Raw genomic sequence first — 15,344 nt, forward strand, 5'->3', positions numbered from 1 at the left:
CAATGACAGAAAAGCCCTCCCAAAAGGGCAGGAACGTATTAACATCGTGCACAAGAACGCCGGTTTGTAGATGTGTTTGCTCGCACGAACATCATCCATCAAACCGGCGTTCTTGTTTCTGTCTTTCCCAGGATTCCGTGAAGAACCAATAAAAAACCCCGCCCTGTTATCCAGTGGCGGGGTTTGGTGACAACTGATTCAGCGCGTGGCGCCTAGGCGCCCCTGCTCGTCGGAGAACAGAATCTCCACCCGCCGGTTCTGCGCGCGCCCCTTGGCCGAGGCGTTTTCGGCGACCGGGAAGCTTTCGCCGAAACCCTGCACCTCGATGCGCTTGGCGTCGATGCCGAGGTCGATCAGCGCATCGGCGACGGTCTGCGCGCGTGCCCTGGACAGCGCCAGGTTTTCCTCACGCTTGCCGCTGCTGTCGCTATAACCCTCGATACGCACCGTACGGCGCGGGTTGAGTTGGAGAAACTGCACCAGCTTGAGCACGGTACGGTTGGCACTGGTCTTCAGGCGCGCTTCGCCGGCATCGAACAGCAAGTCACCGAGGGTCATCACCAGGCCGCGATCGGTTTGCGCCGTGGCCAGGTTGACGATCTGCTCTTCCAGCCAGGCATTCTGTTCCTGCACGCTGACCAGCTTGGCCTCGCGCAGTGCCAGCTGCAGGCGTTGGCGATCCAGCTCCAGACGCGCGGCACGCTCCTGGTCCAGGGCGAGCTTGGCGTGCTCACGGGCGATATCGCTGTAGCGCTGGCTCAGGTAGGCGTAGTGAGCGACATCGTCGGCACTACCCCAGTAGCCCGCCAGGCGTTCGGCACGGCCAAGGGACTCGCCAGCGCGAATCACGTCCTTGGGCGCGCTGCGCAGCACCTGCGGGTCTTCCTTCACGGCCTGGAAGCTGGCCCGGGCCGCATCCAGCTCGGCGGTGTGCTCGTCACCAAGGCCGGCACAACCGGCCATGGCCAGGCTCAGTAGCGCCAACGCGCCACTACGCAGCGGGCTCATGGCATCGCTCCAAGCTGATCACGCAAGCGCCCGATACGGCGATTGAGTTCGGTCAACTGCGCCTGGCTGCGCAGCGTCAATACCCGTGCTTCGGCCAGGCGCGCGTCCAGTTCAGCCTGCTCGGCCTGTACCCGCGCGGTGCGGTAAGCACCTTCTTCCATGGCCGCCTGCGCCTGGGCGAGCTTGTCTTCGGCTTGGCTCAGCTCGGCAACGGTTTCGCCGGCAGCCACGGTACGCGCCTGCTCGATCACCTGCTCGGTCAAACGCATCTGCTCGGTTGGCGCGGGATCGCTGGCACAGCCCTGAAGCAACAGCAGCGCCAGAGCGGCGCTGGTATATCGATAGATCACGGGTACGTCCTACTGATTCGGAACACTGGCGGCCGGTGCGGGCTGTTGCTCCTTCCAGCGCTGCAAGTTGCGCTGCAGAAGGGTTTGCGGCATGCCGGCGGCGGTGAATTCTGTCATTTTTTTGGCCAGCTGTCCGCGCAGCCAGGCGTCATTGCATGCCGAGTTGTGCGACAGCGCCAGGTGCAACCCCTCGCTGGACACCGGCGGATCGAGCACCTGCAGATCGTCCTGCAGGCCCAGGGTCGAGGCCAGTGCCTGCCCCGGATAGCGTTCGTAGAGCACGTAATCGGTACGTTCGAGCAAGAGTTTCTGGAATGCCTGGGTGAGGCTGGAAACGCCCTCGAGCGTCAGGTTGTCGCGGGCATAGGCATCGAACGCCTGGCCGAAGCTGTTGTTGACCAACGTGTCGCCGGTACGGCCCTGCAGATCGGCCCAGCTGGCGTAGGGAAATTCGTGGCCCTTGCGCACCCACACCACGCTCGGCGTGGATAGAAAGGCCGGGTGCACGAAGTCCATGGTCTCCAGGCGCGGCACGGTGAGGAAGGCGCCAGCCAGCATGTCGACACGGCCGGTGCGTACTTCCTCCTGGGCTCGCGACCAGGGCCCGGCGTAGATCACGTCGATGCCGACGCCAAGGTCCTTGGCGACCGCCTTGAGCAGATCGACCGTCGCGCCGACCAGCTTTTCCGGGTTCTGCGGGTCACGCCAGAGATAAGGCGGATACTCGGGGTTGCCCGTGGCGACCAGCCGCTCGCATTTGCCGGCAGCCTGGGCGCCGCCTGCCAGCAACATGCCGGCGCACACCCACAGCCCGAACCAGCCCAACCCTCGCTCACCCATTTGCACACTCTCGATTCGGATACAGCCGGCCATCCACCGGCCAGAGATTCATGACATGCTAGCTCATACGATCTCGATAATCAGCGATAAGACGCCGCATGAAGAAATTGATCCTTGCCGTATTGGTTCTCCTGGCTGCAGCGGGCACCGCTCTGTACCTTTCACCAGCGGCGCAGCTGGCGGTCTATCAGGGCGTCGAGCAGTGGCGCGCGGGGCTGCACGCGCGCAGCGTCAGCGTGAACGACCTCAAGGTCAGCTATTACGAAGGCGGCCCCCAGGGCGCCGAAACCGTGCTGCTCATTCACGGTTTCGGTGCCGACAAGAGCACCTGGCTGTGGTTCGCCCGGGAGCTGACTGAGCGCTATCACGTCATCGCCGTGGATCTGCCCGGTTTCGGCGATAGCGACCGCCCCAACGGCAGCTATGACGTCGGCACCCAGACCGAGCGCCTCGCCGCATTCGTCGACGCCCTGGGCATCCGCCGCCTGCACCTCGCCGGCCACTCCATGGGCGGGCATATCGCGGCGCTCTATGCAGCCCGCTATCCCGAACAGGTGACCAGCCTGGCGCTGATCGCCAACGCAGGGGTCACTGCGCCGCGGCGCAGCGAATTCTTCCAGCGCCTCGAAGAACAGGGCGACAATCCGTTGCTGGTGGAAAGCGCGCCGCAATTCGACGAGTTGCTCGACTGGCTGTTCGTGGCGCCGCCGCAGTTGCCCGAGCATCTTCACCAGTACCTGGCGCAACGTGCCGTTGCCGACAGCGCGCACCAGCGGCAGGTATTCGAGCACCTGCGCGACCGTTATCTGCCACTCGAACCCGAACTGCCGAGAATCGACGCCCCTACCCTGCTGCTCTGGGGCGACCAGGATCGCATCATCGACGTCTCCAGCATCGAGACCATGAAACCGCTGCTCAAGGACGCCAGCGTGGTGATCGTCAAGGGCTGCGGTCATGCGCCGATTCTCGAGCGCCCTCAGGAAAGCGCGGCTGATTACCTGAAGTTCATCGACCAGGCGAGCCTGCAAGCGGCCCAGGCCCGCAAAACAGCGCCAATCCGATAGCATCGAAGCAATAAAAAACCCGCTCGATGAGCGGGTTCTTTCGTTGCGGGAAATGCTGTCAGACCAGTTTTTCCAGCTCCGGTACGGCTTCGAACAGGTCGGCTACCAGGCCATAGTCGGCGACCTGGAAGATCGGCGCTTCTTCGTCCTTGTTGATCGCGACGATCACCTTGGAGTCCTTCATGCCCGCCAGGTGCTGGATGGCACCGCTGATGCCGACCGCGATGTACAGCTGCGGCGCGACGATCTTGCCGGTCTGACCGACCTGCATGTCGTTGGGCACGAAGCCGGCGTCGACGGCTGCACGGGAAGCACCCACTGCCGCACCGAGCTTGTCGGCCAGGGTATACAGGTGCTTGAAGTTGTCGCCGTTCTGCATACCGCGACCACCGGAAACCACGATCTTGGCAGCGGTCAGCTCCGGGCGGTCGGACTTGGCCAGTTCTTCACCGACGAATGCCGACTTGCCGGCGTCGCCACCTGCCGAAACGTTCTCGATGGCAGCGGAGCCGCCTTCGGCCGCCACGGCGTCGAAGCCGGTGGCACGCACGGTGATGACTTTCACGGCAGCCGACGACTGTACGGTAGCGATGGCGTTACCGGCATAGATCGGGCGCTTGAAGGTGTCCGGGCTTTCCACGGAAACGATCTCGGAGATCTGGTCGACGTCCAGCTGCGCGGCGACGCGCGGCAGGATGTTCTTGCCGTTGCTGGTGGCAGCAGCCAGCACGTGGCTGTAGCTCTTGCCAAGCTCGGCCACCAACGGCGCGACGTTTTCCGGCAGCTGATGAGCGAACGCAGCGTTGTCGGCGACCAGCACCTTGGCCACGCCAGCGATCTTGGCGGCGGCTTCGGCAACGGCACCAACGCCCTGGCCGGCGACCAGCACGTGGATGTCGCCACCGATCTTCTGGGCAGCGGCAACGGTGTTCAGGGTGGCAGGTGCCAGCGCGGAATTGGTGTTTTCAGCGATTACCAGGATAGTCATTAGATCACCTTCGCTTCGGTTTTCAGTTTCTCGACCAGTTCGGCGACCGACTTGACCTTGATACCGGCACCACGTGCCGCAGGCGCCTCGACCTTGATGGTCTTGACGGTGGACGCAGTGGAAACGCCCAGCGCGTCGGGCGTCAGGGTTTCCAGCGGCTTCTTCTTGGCCTTCATGATGTTCGGCAGCGAAGCGTAGCGCGGCTCGTTCAGGCGCAGGTCGGTGGTGACGATGGCCGGCAGATTCAGGGCAACGGTCTGCAGACCGCCGTCGATCTCACGGGTCACGTTGGCCTTGTCGCCATTGACGTCCACCTTGGAGGCGAAGGTGCCCTGGGCGTAGCCGGTCAGGGCAGCAAGCATCTGGCCGGTCTGGTTGTTGTCGCTGTCGATGGCCTGCTTGCCGAGAATGACCAGCTGCGGCTGCTCCTTGTCGACCACGGCCTTGAGCAGCTTGGCGACGGCCAGGGAATTCAGCTCGTCGGCGGACTCGACCAGAATGGCGCGATCAGCACCCAGTGCCAGGGCGGTACGCAGTTGCTCCTGAGCCTGGGTCGGGCCGATGGAAACCACCACGATCTCGCTGGCGACGCCCTTTTCTTTCAGGCGCACGGCCTCTTCAACGGCGATTTCACAGAAAGGGTTCATCGACATCTTGACGTTGGCAAGATCGACGCCGCTGTTGTCCGGTTTGACGCGAACCTTGACGTTGTAATCGACCACTCGTTTGACAGCTACAAGAACCTTCATGGATTCCTCGTTACTCTCCGGTGAATAGGAATGTCGCCAGAAGCGAGCATGCGGGTGATGCAGACAAGCAGGACGCAAGCGACCTTCAGCCCAGACGGCGAGCGCAAAACCGCCCGTATCTTGACCGTACGACCTAGCTCGGTCAATACGACTGGCTGCGAGCCATTCGTGTTGTAGCCGGATTCTAGCAGGCCTACAGAAAATTCAAACAAACGTTTGTATTGGCCCTGATCCGGGCTCGCTATATACTGCGCGAGCGTGCCTCGGGAAGGATGCCGGCCCGCCATGAAAATTAGAGAGCCTTGATGAGGAGATAGCCCGTGGAACGCGAATTTATGGAGTTCGACGTCGTCATCGTCGGCGCCGGCCCTGCCGGTCTGTCCGCCGCTTGTCGCCTGAAGCAGAAGGCCGCCGAGGCTGGCCAGGAAATAAGCGTCTGCGTGGTCGAGAAAGGCTCCGAAGTCGGTGCCCACATCCTCTCCGGCGCGGTATTCGAACCGCGCGCCCTGAACGAGCTGTTTCCCGACTGGAAAGAGCTGGGCGCCCCGCTCAACACCCCGGTCAAGGGTGATGACATCTATGTGCTCAAGAATGCCGAAAGCGCCACCAAGGTGCCGGGTTTCTTCGTGCCCAAGACCATGCACAACGAAGGCAACTATATCATCTCGCTGGGCAACCTGTGCCGCTGGCTGGCCCAGCAGGCCGAGAACCTCGGCGTGGAAATCTACCCGGGCTTCGCCGCTCAGGAAGCACTGATCGACGAAAACGGCGTGGTGCGCGGCATCGTCACCGGCGACCTGGGTGTCGACCGTGAAGGCAACCCGAAAGAAGGCTATTACACCCCCGGCATGGAACTGCGCGGCAAGTACACGCTGTTCGCCGAGGGTTGCCGCGGCCACATCGGCAAGCAGCTGATCAAGAAGTACAACCTGGACAACGAAGCCGACGCCCAGCATTATGGCATCGGCATCAAGGAAATCTGGGACATCGACCCGAGCAAGCACCAGCAGGGCCTGGTGGTACACACCGCTGGCTGGCCGATGGACATCATGGGCACCGAAAACACCGGCGGCTCCTTCCTCTATCACCTGGAGAACAACCAGGTTGTGGTCGGCCTGATCGTCGACCTGTCCTACGCCAACCCGCACCTGTCGCCGTTCGACGAGTTCCAGCGCCTCAAGCATCACCCGGTGCTCAAGCAGTACCTGGAAGGCGGCAAGCGCGTTGCTTACGGTGCCCGCGCCATCGCCAAGGGCGGCCTCAACTCGCTGCCGAAGATGGTCTTCCCCGGCGGCGCGCTGATCGGCTGCGACCTGGGCACCCTGAACTTCGCCAAGATCAAGGGCAGCCATACCGCCATGAAGTCCGGCATGCTGGCTGCCGAAGCCATCGCCGAAGCCCTGGCTGCCGGCCGCGAGGGCGGCGACGAACTGCGCAGCTATGTAGACGGCTTCAAGGCCAGCTGGCTGTACGACGAACTGTTCCGCAGCCGCAACTTCGGCGCGGCGATCCACAAGTACGGCGCGGTGATCGGCGGCGGCATCAACTGGGTCGACCAGAACCTGTTCGGCGGCAAGTTGCCATTTACCCTGCACGACAACAAGCCGGACTACGCCTGCCTCAAGCCGGCGGCCGACTGCAAGAAGATCGACTACCCGAAACCGGATGGCAAGCTCAGCTTCGACAAGCTCAGCTCGGTGTTCCTGTCCAACACCAACCATGAAGAAGAGCAGCCTTGTCACCTGAAGCTCACCGACCCGAGCATCCCGATCGGCAAGAACCTGCCGCTGTACGATGAGCCGGCGCAGCGTTATTGCCCGGCCGGCGTGTACGAAGTGGTGGCCAACGACGATGGCAGCAAGCGCTTCCAGATCAACGCGCAGAACTGCGTGCACTGCAAGACCTGCGACATCAAGGATCCGGCCCAGAACATCACCTGGGTGGCGCCGGAGGGTACGGGCGGGCCCAACTATCCCAACATGTGACTACGGCCAGCTGCGCGTCGGCCCTGCGGCGTTAAAAACAGGCTCGGCGAGCCGCTTGCGGCTAACGCACTTCAGTGCGGCCCCGAAGGGGCGAGCGAAGCGAGTAATGCCTACACTCCGCTTCCTCGCCTGTTTTTGCGGGGCCGCCCAGGCCTGGCAGGGCTCTAGCTCGCAAGCCCGTCAACATCGCGAAATCAAGGCTCCTTCGGGAGCCTTTTCATTGGTGTTATTCCAGCGGACCGATGGGAAAGAACACCCCGCCACTCCACACGCCGAGCCAGGGCTGGCCATCGATTTCGCGAGTCTGCGCCAGCTCCACCAGCTGATAGAACACGTTGCGGTGAATCAGCGCGTCCAGGTTGGCGCGCACGTGCACGTAGGGAGAAGGCTCCTGGGTTTGCGGGTCGAGCTCGACCCGCAGCGGATGCTCGGCACCTGCCTCGACCTCGTCGCCGACGTTGGTGACGAACTTCAGCACCTGGGTTTCGCCCTGCCCGCTCGCCTGCAGCGACACCGCCACGAAGGGCGCATCATCGACGGTGATGCCGACCTTCTCCACCGGCGTGACCAGAAAGTAGTCATCGCCATCGCGGCGAATGATGGTCGAAAACAGCCGCACCATCGCCGGCCGCCCGATCGGCGTGCCCATGTAGAACCATGAGCCGTCGCGGGCGATGCGCATGTCGATATCGCCACAGAAATCAGGGTTCCACAGGTGCACCGGCGGCACGCCCTTGCTGCCTGCCGGCGGGATTTGCGCCAGCAAGTTGCCGGCCTTGTCGCCCTCGCTCATTGTCACTCCTGGGTTATCGACTGAAACCCAGGAGTGTACGCGCATAATCCTCGAGCGGCGCCCGGATCAGGTCTTCGGGCCTGGCATCGTAGAAGGTCAGGAAACCGCCGCGGCTGCGAATGCGCGCGGTGTCGACCAGAAAACGGGTGTTGGTCTCGATCAGCATCAGTTGCAGCACGCTGCGGTCGGTGCCCAGGCGATCGAATTCCTCCTGATCCTCCCACTCCTCCATCGTGCCGATACGATCATCGGCATAGGCGAAACGGGTGTAGAGCAGGTAGTGGGCGCCAGCGGCACGGGCCTCACCCAGCGCTTCATCCAGGCCGACCGGCGCGCGGGCGCGGCGAACCATGGGGAAATACTCGACGAAGCCGCGAAACGCTTCCTCGGCCACCACGTTGGGCCGCGGATAGGCGTGCTTGCCGTTGGGGGTGAATGGCCCCTGGGCGATGTAGATGAACGAATCAGGCTGCAGACGCCAGGAAGCCGAGCGGCGGATCTTGCTGTAGTCCAGCACGCCGGCATCGCGCAGGTGGTAGGTGGCGCCATCGGCCATGTCGCTGACGTTCATGCAGCCGGTCAGGCTCAGCACGAAAACCAGGGCGAACAGGTTACGCATATGAAATCTCCCGACACCGGCGACGGAAAACCGGCGAATGACTGCCTCAAGCAGGTTTCGCGCCAGGAGACGCGCGCGACCTCGACAGGCCGCGCCACGAGTCAGGCGGGAGGCGTTTCGCTGTCGCGCTTGCGCTTGTTGCCCATGCGCACGCCGATGTCCATCAGGAACTGGAAGAAGCCTTCCTGATCCTCGAGCACGTTGCTCCAGAACGGCGAGTGATAGAGCGCCACGGCGCCATGCACCAGCGCCCAGGCCGCGCAGTAATGGAAGTACGGCGGCACGTCTTCGAGCTTGCCTTCGGCGATGCGCCCCTTGATCAAGTGGGTCAGCCGCTCGAAGTTCGAGGCGCGGATGGCGTGCAATTGCTCGACCAGTTCCGGCACCTGGTTGCCCTTGACCACCTTCTCTTCCAGGCGATCGAACAGACGATAGCGCTGCGGGTCGCGCATGCGGAACTCGAAATAGGCCCGCGACAACGCTTCCTTGTCACGGTCGATATCGGACGAGTGCAGCAGCTCGTTCAGATCACGCTCGTAGTCGAGCATCAGGCGCAGGTAGATTTCCGCCTTGGACTTGAAGTGCTTGTAGATGGTGCCTTTGCCGATACCCACGGCATCGGCAATCATCTCCACGGTCACGCTGTCCTCACCCTGCTCGAGGAAGAGTTTCAGAGCGATGTCGAGGATCTCCTGCTCACGGCGGCGAAACTCACGGATCTTGCGGGGTTCTTTCTGCATAGGGAAATGACAAGGTCGGAATTCAAGTCCGCTATTATGCCCAACTAACGCCAAATTGCACGGATCACGCGACATGAATGCCATCATTGACGAGTTTCCCCAGCCGACCGATCTCTACTACCTCAATCACGCCGCCGTCGCCCCCTGGCCAGCACGCAGCGCACGGGCCGTGGAGCGCTTCGCCCGGGAGAACATCGCCACCGGCGCTCGCGACTACGCGCAATGGCTGATCACCGAACGCACCCTGCGCGAGCGCCTGGCGCGCTTGCTCAACGCCGCCTCGCGCGCCGATATCGCGCTGGTAAAGAACACCTCCGAAGCCTTGTCGTTCGTCGCCTTCGGCCTGGATTGGCGCGAAGGTGACCAGGTGATCATCAGCACCGAGGAGTTTCCCTCCAACCGCATCGTCTGGGAAGCGTTGCGCCCGCGCGGCGTGGAAGTGGTGCAGGTCGACCTGCAGGGCGGCGATGCCGAAGGCGCCCTGCTCGCCGCCTGCACGCCGCGCACCCGCCTGATGGCGATCAGCGCCGTGCAATACGCCAGCGGCCTGCGCCTGGATCTCGAACGCCTGGGCGTGGGCTGCGAGCAACGCGACGTGCTGCTGTGCGTCGATGCCATCCAGCAACTGGGCGCCCTGGGCATGGACGTGCAGCGCAGCCGCTGCGCCTTCGCCATGGCTGACGGCCATAAATGGCTGCTCGGCCCGGAAGGCCTGGGCGTGTTCTATTGCCGCCAGGACCTGCGTGAGCGCCTGGCCCTGCACGAATACGGCTGGCACATGCTGGAAAACGCCGGCGACTACGACCGCGATGACTGGGCTCCAGCGCGCAGCGCCCGCCGCTTCGAGTGCGGCAGCCCCAACATGCTCGGCGCCATGGCCCTGGAGGCCAGCCTGTCGCTGCTCGAGGAGGTTGGCATGCCCCAGGTCGAACGCGCATTGCACGAGCGGGTGCAATGGTTGCTCGATGGGTTGGGCGAGACGGCCGGCATACGCTTGCTCAGCGCGCAGCAACGCGAGCGGCGTGCCGGCATCGTCACCTTCACGGCAGACAGCTGGGATAATCGCCAGCTGCACGAACGCCTCAAGGCCGAACAGATCATCTGCGCGCAGCGCGGCGGCGGCATTCGCCTCTCACCGCACTTCTACACCGAGGCGCGGGTGATCGAACACACCTTGCAACGTCTGCGGGCGATCCTCAGCGAATAGGCACTCAGAGGCGGCGGGAGTATTCCAAATCCGTTTAAAGCCGCCATGGACGATGGCCGCGGATGACCGATACTCAAGCATACCGGTGCGGCATATTCCCCCAAGTGTCGCAGCGGCCGAAGTGCCGAGGACCGTGCACTTCGTTTGACTCCTAATGGTCTTGACCCGGATTCCGTCCCGAAGCCGGGTTTTTTTATGCCTCTTCGCATAGTTTGGGAAAGTTAGGGTTACTGCCGGACTGGCAAGTTTGTGTGCGTACTACCTACATAGCACCATCCATTACCGAGTCCACTGAGCGTTTGTGTTGCGCCCCTTACGGGCGCCACACCTTTCTTGCTTGCCCAAGAAAGGTGTGCCAAAGAAGGGCACCCCGACATCCGGGTTTCGCTGCGCGAAACTTCCCTCGCTCCGGCGCTGCTCCGGGGGCCGGCTTACAAGGGCCGTCCCTGGCCCTTTAAGCCTCTCGCCGCATCCATGCGGCTCGCTCCCCTACGCAACACCTCCACTCGGCCTCCTGACGGGACCAAGGCGCGAGCTTGCAAGATTTCCACGGGCTCAAGTTCGGCGGCGTCTATTTTTTCTTTTGCTCTCGAGTTGCGATCGAACAGATGAAGCCCAAGTCCCCTTCAGGTGGCCGAGCGGAATCACTACGTAAGGGGCCGGGCGGGTAGCCATGAGCGACATGGATGTCGCGAGAGCCGTGATGGGCCAGGGATGGCCCTTCACGGCGTGCCCCTGGAGTGGTGATGGAACGAGGGAACCCCGGCGCAGCAGGGCGGGGGCGCCTAGCCCGAATGGTGGGGTGCCCTTCTCTTTGGTTACTTTCTCTTGGGCAAGCAAGAGCTACGAAGCGCAGCGAAGTAACAGCCGTAGGCTGGCCCGAAGGGTGAGCGCAGCGAATCAAGTGACTCGCCCGTAAGGGGCGAAACCCATCCGGCCAGGCGGCGCGCTAATGGAGAATGAAAGTTGTCGACAGCTAACACTTAATTGCCAGTCCGGTAGCAAGCAGATCTTCACAGCGAAGACGACAAAACCGCTCGCGGTTTTCCTGGCGCGTCAGGCGTCAGCGGCGACTCGGGCCAGGGGGAACAGACGCCGGAAATTGTCGCCAGTCTGCTGCGCCAGGGTTTCGTATCTGACGCCGCGCAGCGTCGCCAGATACTCGGCAACATCGCGCACGTACTCCGGCAGGTTCGGCTTGCCACGGTGCGGCACGGGCGCGAGATAGGGTGAATCGGTTTCTACCAGCAGCCGGTCGGCTGGCACCTGACGGGCGACTTCGCGCAGCGCCTCGGCGTTGCGGAACGTAACGATGCCGGACAGCGAAATGTAGAAGCCGATATCCAGCGCCGCCCTGGCCATTTCCCAGTCCTCGGTGAAACAGTGCAGCACGCCACCCTGGGGCAGCGCGGCTTCGCGCAGCAACTTCAGGGTATCGGCGCGGGCTTCACGGGTATGCACGATGACCGGCTTGCCGGTAATCTGCGCGGCCTGCAGGTGCAGGCGAAACGCTTCCTGCTGCAGCTCGGCCGCTTCGGGCTCGTAGTGATAATCCAGGCCGGTCTCGCCGATGGCCACCACGCCAGGATGGTCCAACTCGGCGAGCAGCCAGTCCAGCGCCGGCGCACTGCTGGGCTCGAGGTCCAGCGGGTGGATGCCGACGGAGCAATCGACATCGGCATAGCGCCCTGCCAGCTCGCGCACCGCGGCAGCGTTGTCGGCGCTCACGCCGATGCACAGGAAATGGCGGACGCCACGGGCGCGGGCAGCAGCCAGCGCATCGTCCAGGGAACCGCCATGGGCGGCCAGGTCGAGACGGTCGAGGTGGCAGTGGGAATCGATGAGCATAAATCAGAACCTTGAGCGGCAGGCGGGATGCGGCACGTTACCCGGCAGACCAAGGGGCCTGCCAGCCAGGCGCACAAAGGGCCGCTGTTACATCGTATGGGTGGGGCGATCGGACTTGAGGGCGCCAGCCAGGTAGGTCTCGATCTTGTTGCGGGCGGTATTGTCGCCTTCGTTGAACTGCACGCCTACGCCAGCGGCGCGGTTGCCCTGGGCGCCTTTCGGGGTGATCCACACCACTTTGCCAGCCACCGGAATCTTTTCCGGCTCGTCCATCAGGTTGAGCAGCATGAACACTTCATCACCGAGCTTGTAGCTCTTGTTGGTGGGAATGAACAGGCCGCCATTCTTGATGAAGGGCATGTAGGCGGCATACAGCACGGACTTGTCCTTGATGGTCAGGGACAGGATGCCGTTACGGGGTCCCAGATTAGGTGGCAAGTTCATGCGTGATTCCTGAAGTCATGACGTGAGCCCGATTCTAGCTCGGTCCAGGCAGGCTTGCCCACTGCACCAGCAAGGCTTCGAGAAGCAGCACACGGTTGAGGTTGGCTTTGCCCAATACTTTCTGGCGCTGCTGCAGCAGCCATTCCTGGATGGCCATTACCTTGGCCCGGGACGCTTTCTGCGCCAGGTACTGGACCACCTTGGCCATGTCCGCCGGGCCAAGGCCCTGTTCGTCCTGGGTGAGCTGATAGCGCAGGGTCAGGTGCGCCCAATCGCAGAACCAGTCGAACAACAGCGTCAGCGGCACGTCCTTCCAGCCTTCGGCCAGTTGGCTGGCAGAAGCCTGCTGCTTGTGCAGCTTCTTCACCCCATCGACCACCAGCGCGCGCTGCTCGCGCACGCCCTGCTCCTGCAGCCTGGCAGCCGCCAGCGGCGAGCCCGCCGCCAGGTACAACAGTTCGCGGATTTCCTGCTCGCTGCAAGCAGGCAGGGTTTCGCTCAACCACTGCAGGCTCATCGCCTCGCTAGGCAGTGGGCAAGCCTGTTGCACGCAACGGCTCTTGATGGTCGGCAGCAGGCGGCTCGGCTGATGGCTGATCAGCAGCAGCACGGTATCGCCCGACGGCTCCTCGAGGCTTTTCAGCAGCGCGTTGGCCGCGTTGAGGTTCATCGCTTCGGTGGGCTCGAGCAGCACCACCTTGCGCCCGCCGAGCTGCGCGGTCTGCACCACGAAGTGGACCAGCGCACGTACCTGGTCGACCTTGATCGGCTTGTCGGCCTCTTCCGGCTCCAGCACGTAGTTGTCCGGGTGACTACCGGCAGCCAGCAGATGGCACGACTTGCACTGCCCACACGGCTGCAGATCCACCGGCGACTTGCACAGCAGCAAGGCCATCAGGCGCTCGGCCAGCGCGCGCTTGCCGATGCCGGCCGGGCCATGCAGCAGATAGGCATGCGCGTGCTGCGTACGTCCAGCCAGTTGCTGCCAGAGCGCGGTCTGCCAGGGGTACACGTCAGCCACGCTGCAGCTCCACCAGTTGCGGCAGTAGCGCATCCAGGTCCCGCTGCACCGCCTCGAGGGACTGCGACGCGTCGAGAATTCGGTAGCGCGCAGGCGCCGCCTCGGCGCGCTGCAGGTAGGTAGCACGCACCGCTTCGAAGAAACCTCGGCCCTCCTGCTCGAAGCGATCCAGACGACCGCGCGCGGCGGCACGGGACAGGCCCACTTCCACCGGCAGATCGAACACCAGGGTCAGGTCCGGGCGCAGCGAACCCTGAACGAAGGTTTCCAGCTGAGCGATGCGCTCGACATCCAGGCCACGACCTCCGCCCTGGTAGGCATAGGTGGCATCGGTGAAGCGATCGCAAAGCACCACCGCACCGCGGTCGAGGGCTGGAACGATGACCTGGGCCAGGTGCTGGGCACGGGCGGCGAACACCAGCAGCAGCTCGGTATCGCTGGCCATGGGCTCATCACTGGGCGCCAGCAGCAGCTCGCGTACCCGCTCGGCCAGTGGCGTGCCGCCCGGCTCGCGGGTCAGCAGCACGTCGATCCCCTGCTCGCGCAAACGCGCCGCCAGGTACTCCCGATTGGTGCTCTTGCCGGCGCCCTCGGGGCCTTCCAGGGTGATAAACAAGCCGCTCACTGGGTGTCCTTTTCGCTGGTCTGGGGAATGGGCGCCGGGCTGGACCGGTAGTCCGTGCGGCGCTTCAACTGATACTCGCGAACCGCACGATTGTGGGCATCGAGGGTTTCCGAAAACACGTGACTGCCGTCGCCGCGGGCGACGAAATACAGGGTCTTGCCATCGACCGGATGCAAGGCCGCATGGATCGCTTCACGACCGACCAGAGCGATCGGCGTCGGCGGCATACCGTCGATGGTGTAGGTGTTGTAAGGCGTGGGCTCGCGCAGGTGAGCACGGGTGATGCGCCCCTGGTAGCGCTCACCGAGACCGAAAATCACCGTGGGGTCGGTCTGCAGGCGCATGCCGATGGCCAGGCGACGCACGAACACGCCGGCGATCTCGCCGCGCTCTTCGGGCACACCGGTTTCCTTCTCGATCATCGAGGCCATGATCAGCGCCTCGTAGGCATCCTTGTAGGGCAGCGCGTCGGCGCGCTTCTCCCACTCCTCGTCGAGCACCACCTGCAGGCGCTTGTGGGCCTGCTTGAGCAGGTCCAGGTCGCTCATGCCGCGCACGTAGCGGTAGGTATCGGGGAAGAAGCGCCCTTCGGGGTTTTCGCCGGGCTGGCCGAGCTTGGCCATGATCTCGGCGTCGCTGAGCTCGCTCAGGGTCAGTTCCAGCTTGTCCTGGCGCGCCAGGGCGGCGCGCACCTGGCGGAAGGTCCAGCCTTCAACCAGCGTCAGGCTGTACTGCACCACTTCACCGCGGCGCCACAGGTCGAGCATGTCGCGTACCCGCAGGTCGGGGGTCAGGCGGTACTCGCCGCTGTGCAGCGGCTGGCCCTGCAGGTTGAAGCGCCAGTACAGGCGCAGCCAGAAGGCGCCGTCGATCACGCCGTCGGCCTCCAGGCGATTGAGCACGCCGCCAGGCGTGGCGCCGGCCGGCACTTTGATCAGACGTTCCTGGCTGAGGGTCAGCGGCTGTTCGAGCGCGCGATGCTGCTGCCAGGCGACCAGACCTAGGGTAAGGCCGGCCAGCACCACGACGATTTCGAGCATCAACAGTAATTTGCGAATCACGA

General features: G+C 63.6%; 16 protein-coding genes. 3 read left to right on the forward strand and 13 right to left on the reverse strand.

Going from position 1 to position 15,344, the window contains the following annotated elements; all coding sequences use genetic code 11:
• Positions 1-198 precede the first annotated feature (198 nt).
• From BVH06_RS09920 to BVH06_RS09930, 3 genes are read right to left on the reverse strand one after another with little or no spacing between them, the layout of a single operon-like run.
• Complete coding sequence (locus tag BVH06_RS09920; RefSeq protein WP_075933957.1) at positions 199-1,008, reverse strand: OmpA family protein; 810 nt, start codon at positions 1,006-1,008, stop codon at positions 199-201.
• Positions 1,005-1,358, reverse strand: a complete 354-nt coding sequence (locus BVH06_RS09925; protein ID WP_075933958.1) for a DUF4398 domain-containing protein — start codon at positions 1,356-1,358, stop codon at positions 1,005-1,007. The genes BVH06_RS09920 and BVH06_RS09925 overlap by 4 nt, the downstream gene beginning before the upstream one ends.
• A 9-nt stretch (positions 1,359-1,367) precedes the next feature.
• Complete coding sequence (locus BVH06_RS09930) at positions 1,368-2,198, reverse strand: ABC transporter substrate-binding protein (RefSeq protein WP_075933959.1); 831 nt, start codon at positions 2,196-2,198, stop codon at positions 1,368-1,370.
• A gap of 98 nt (positions 2,199-2,296) precedes the next feature.
• On the opposite strand from BVH06_RS09930, the gene BVH06_RS09935 reads away from it, so the two are divergent.
• The gene (locus BVH06_RS09935; RefSeq protein ID WP_075932482.1) at positions 2,297-3,262 is read left to right on the forward strand and encodes an alpha/beta fold hydrolase; all 966 of its coding nucleotides are present in this window, start codon (positions 2,297-2,299) and stop codon (positions 3,260-3,262) included.
• A gap of 58 nt (positions 3,263-3,320) precedes the next feature.
• Here BVH06_RS09935 and BVH06_RS09940 read toward each other — a convergent pair whose 3' ends face one another.
• Together BVH06_RS09940 and BVH06_RS09945 are read right to left on the reverse strand one after the other, a co-directional pair.
• The gene (locus BVH06_RS09940; RefSeq protein ID WP_075932483.1) at positions 3,321-4,250 is read right to left on the reverse strand and encodes an electron transfer flavoprotein subunit alpha/FixB family protein; all 930 of its coding nucleotides are present in this window, start codon (positions 4,248-4,250) and stop codon (positions 3,321-3,323) included.
• A complete protein-coding gene (locus tag BVH06_RS09945; protein ID WP_075932484.1) occupies positions 4,250-4,999 on the reverse strand; it encodes an electron transfer flavoprotein subunit beta/FixA family protein in 750 nt (249 codons plus the stop codon). The genes BVH06_RS09940 and BVH06_RS09945 overlap by 1 nt, the downstream gene beginning before the upstream one ends.
• A gap of 320 nt (positions 5,000-5,319) precedes the next feature.
• Here BVH06_RS09945 and BVH06_RS09950 point away from each other — a divergent pair, with 320 nt between their 5' ends.
• Positions 5,320-6,984, forward strand: a complete 1,665-nt coding sequence (locus BVH06_RS09950) for an electron transfer flavoprotein-ubiquinone oxidoreductase (protein WP_075933960.1) — start codon at positions 5,320-5,322, stop codon at positions 6,982-6,984.
• 226 nt (positions 6,985-7,210) lie between these two features.
• On the opposite strand, the gene BVH06_RS09955 is transcribed toward BVH06_RS09950, so the two are convergent.
• The 3 genes from BVH06_RS09955 to BVH06_RS09965 form a co-directional block, all read right to left on the reverse strand.
• Positions 7,211-7,777: a DUF1285 domain-containing protein gene (locus BVH06_RS09955; RefSeq protein WP_075933961.1), complete on the reverse strand. Its 567-nt coding sequence runs from the start codon at positions 7,775-7,777 to the stop codon at positions 7,211-7,213.
• A gap of 13 nt (positions 7,778-7,790) precedes the next feature.
• Positions 7,791-8,396: a DUF4823 domain-containing protein gene (locus tag BVH06_RS09960; RefSeq protein ID WP_075932487.1), complete on the reverse strand. Its 606-nt coding sequence runs from the start codon at positions 8,394-8,396 to the stop codon at positions 7,791-7,793.
• Between the two features lie 101 nt (positions 8,397-8,497).
• A complete protein-coding gene (locus BVH06_RS09965) occupies positions 8,498-9,136 on the reverse strand; it encodes a TetR/AcrR family transcriptional regulator (protein ID WP_075932488.1) in 639 nt (212 codons plus the stop codon).
• A gap of 73 nt (positions 9,137-9,209) precedes the next feature.
• Here BVH06_RS09965 and BVH06_RS09970 point away from each other — a divergent pair, with 73 nt between their 5' ends.
• Positions 9,210-10,343 (forward strand): aminotransferase class V-fold PLP-dependent enzyme, encoded by a 1,134-nt coding sequence (locus BVH06_RS09970; RefSeq protein WP_075933962.1) that lies wholly within the window; start codon positions 9,210-9,212, stop codon positions 10,341-10,343.
• A 1,056-nt stretch (positions 10,344-11,399) separates the two neighbouring features.
• On the opposite strand, the gene BVH06_RS09980 is transcribed toward BVH06_RS09970, so the two are convergent.
• The 5 genes from BVH06_RS09980 to mltG form a co-directional block, all read right to left on the reverse strand.
• Positions 11,400-12,191, reverse strand: a complete 792-nt coding sequence (locus BVH06_RS09980; protein ID WP_075933963.1) for a TatD family hydrolase — start codon at positions 12,189-12,191, stop codon at positions 11,400-11,402.
• A gap of 87 nt (positions 12,192-12,278) precedes the next feature.
• Positions 12,279-12,635, reverse strand: a complete 357-nt coding sequence (locus tag BVH06_RS09985; protein ID WP_013791815.1) for a PilZ domain-containing protein — start codon at positions 12,633-12,635, stop codon at positions 12,279-12,281.
• Positions 12,636-12,669: 34 nt separating this feature from the next.
• Positions 12,670-13,656 (reverse strand): DNA polymerase III subunit delta', encoded by a 987-nt coding sequence (locus tag BVH06_RS09990; protein ID WP_075933964.1) that lies wholly within the window; start codon positions 13,654-13,656, stop codon positions 12,670-12,672.
• Positions 13,649-14,281 (reverse strand): dTMP kinase, encoded by a 633-nt coding sequence (gene tmk, locus BVH06_RS09995; RefSeq protein ID WP_075933965.1) that lies wholly within the window; start codon positions 14,279-14,281, stop codon positions 13,649-13,651. The genes BVH06_RS09990 and tmk overlap by 8 nt, the downstream gene beginning before the upstream one ends.
• Positions 14,278-15,342, reverse strand: a complete 1,065-nt coding sequence (gene mltG, locus BVH06_RS10000; RefSeq protein WP_075933966.1) for an endolytic transglycosylase MltG — start codon at positions 15,340-15,342, stop codon at positions 14,278-14,280. The genes tmk and mltG overlap by 4 nt, the downstream gene beginning before the upstream one ends.
• Positions 15,343-15,344 lie beyond the last annotated feature (2 nt).

Source organism: Pseudomonas sp. PA27(2017), from assembly GCF_001945445.1.
In the GTDB taxonomy this organism is placed as follows: Bacteria; Pseudomonadota; Gammaproteobacteria; order Pseudomonadales; family Pseudomonadaceae; genus Aquipseudomonas.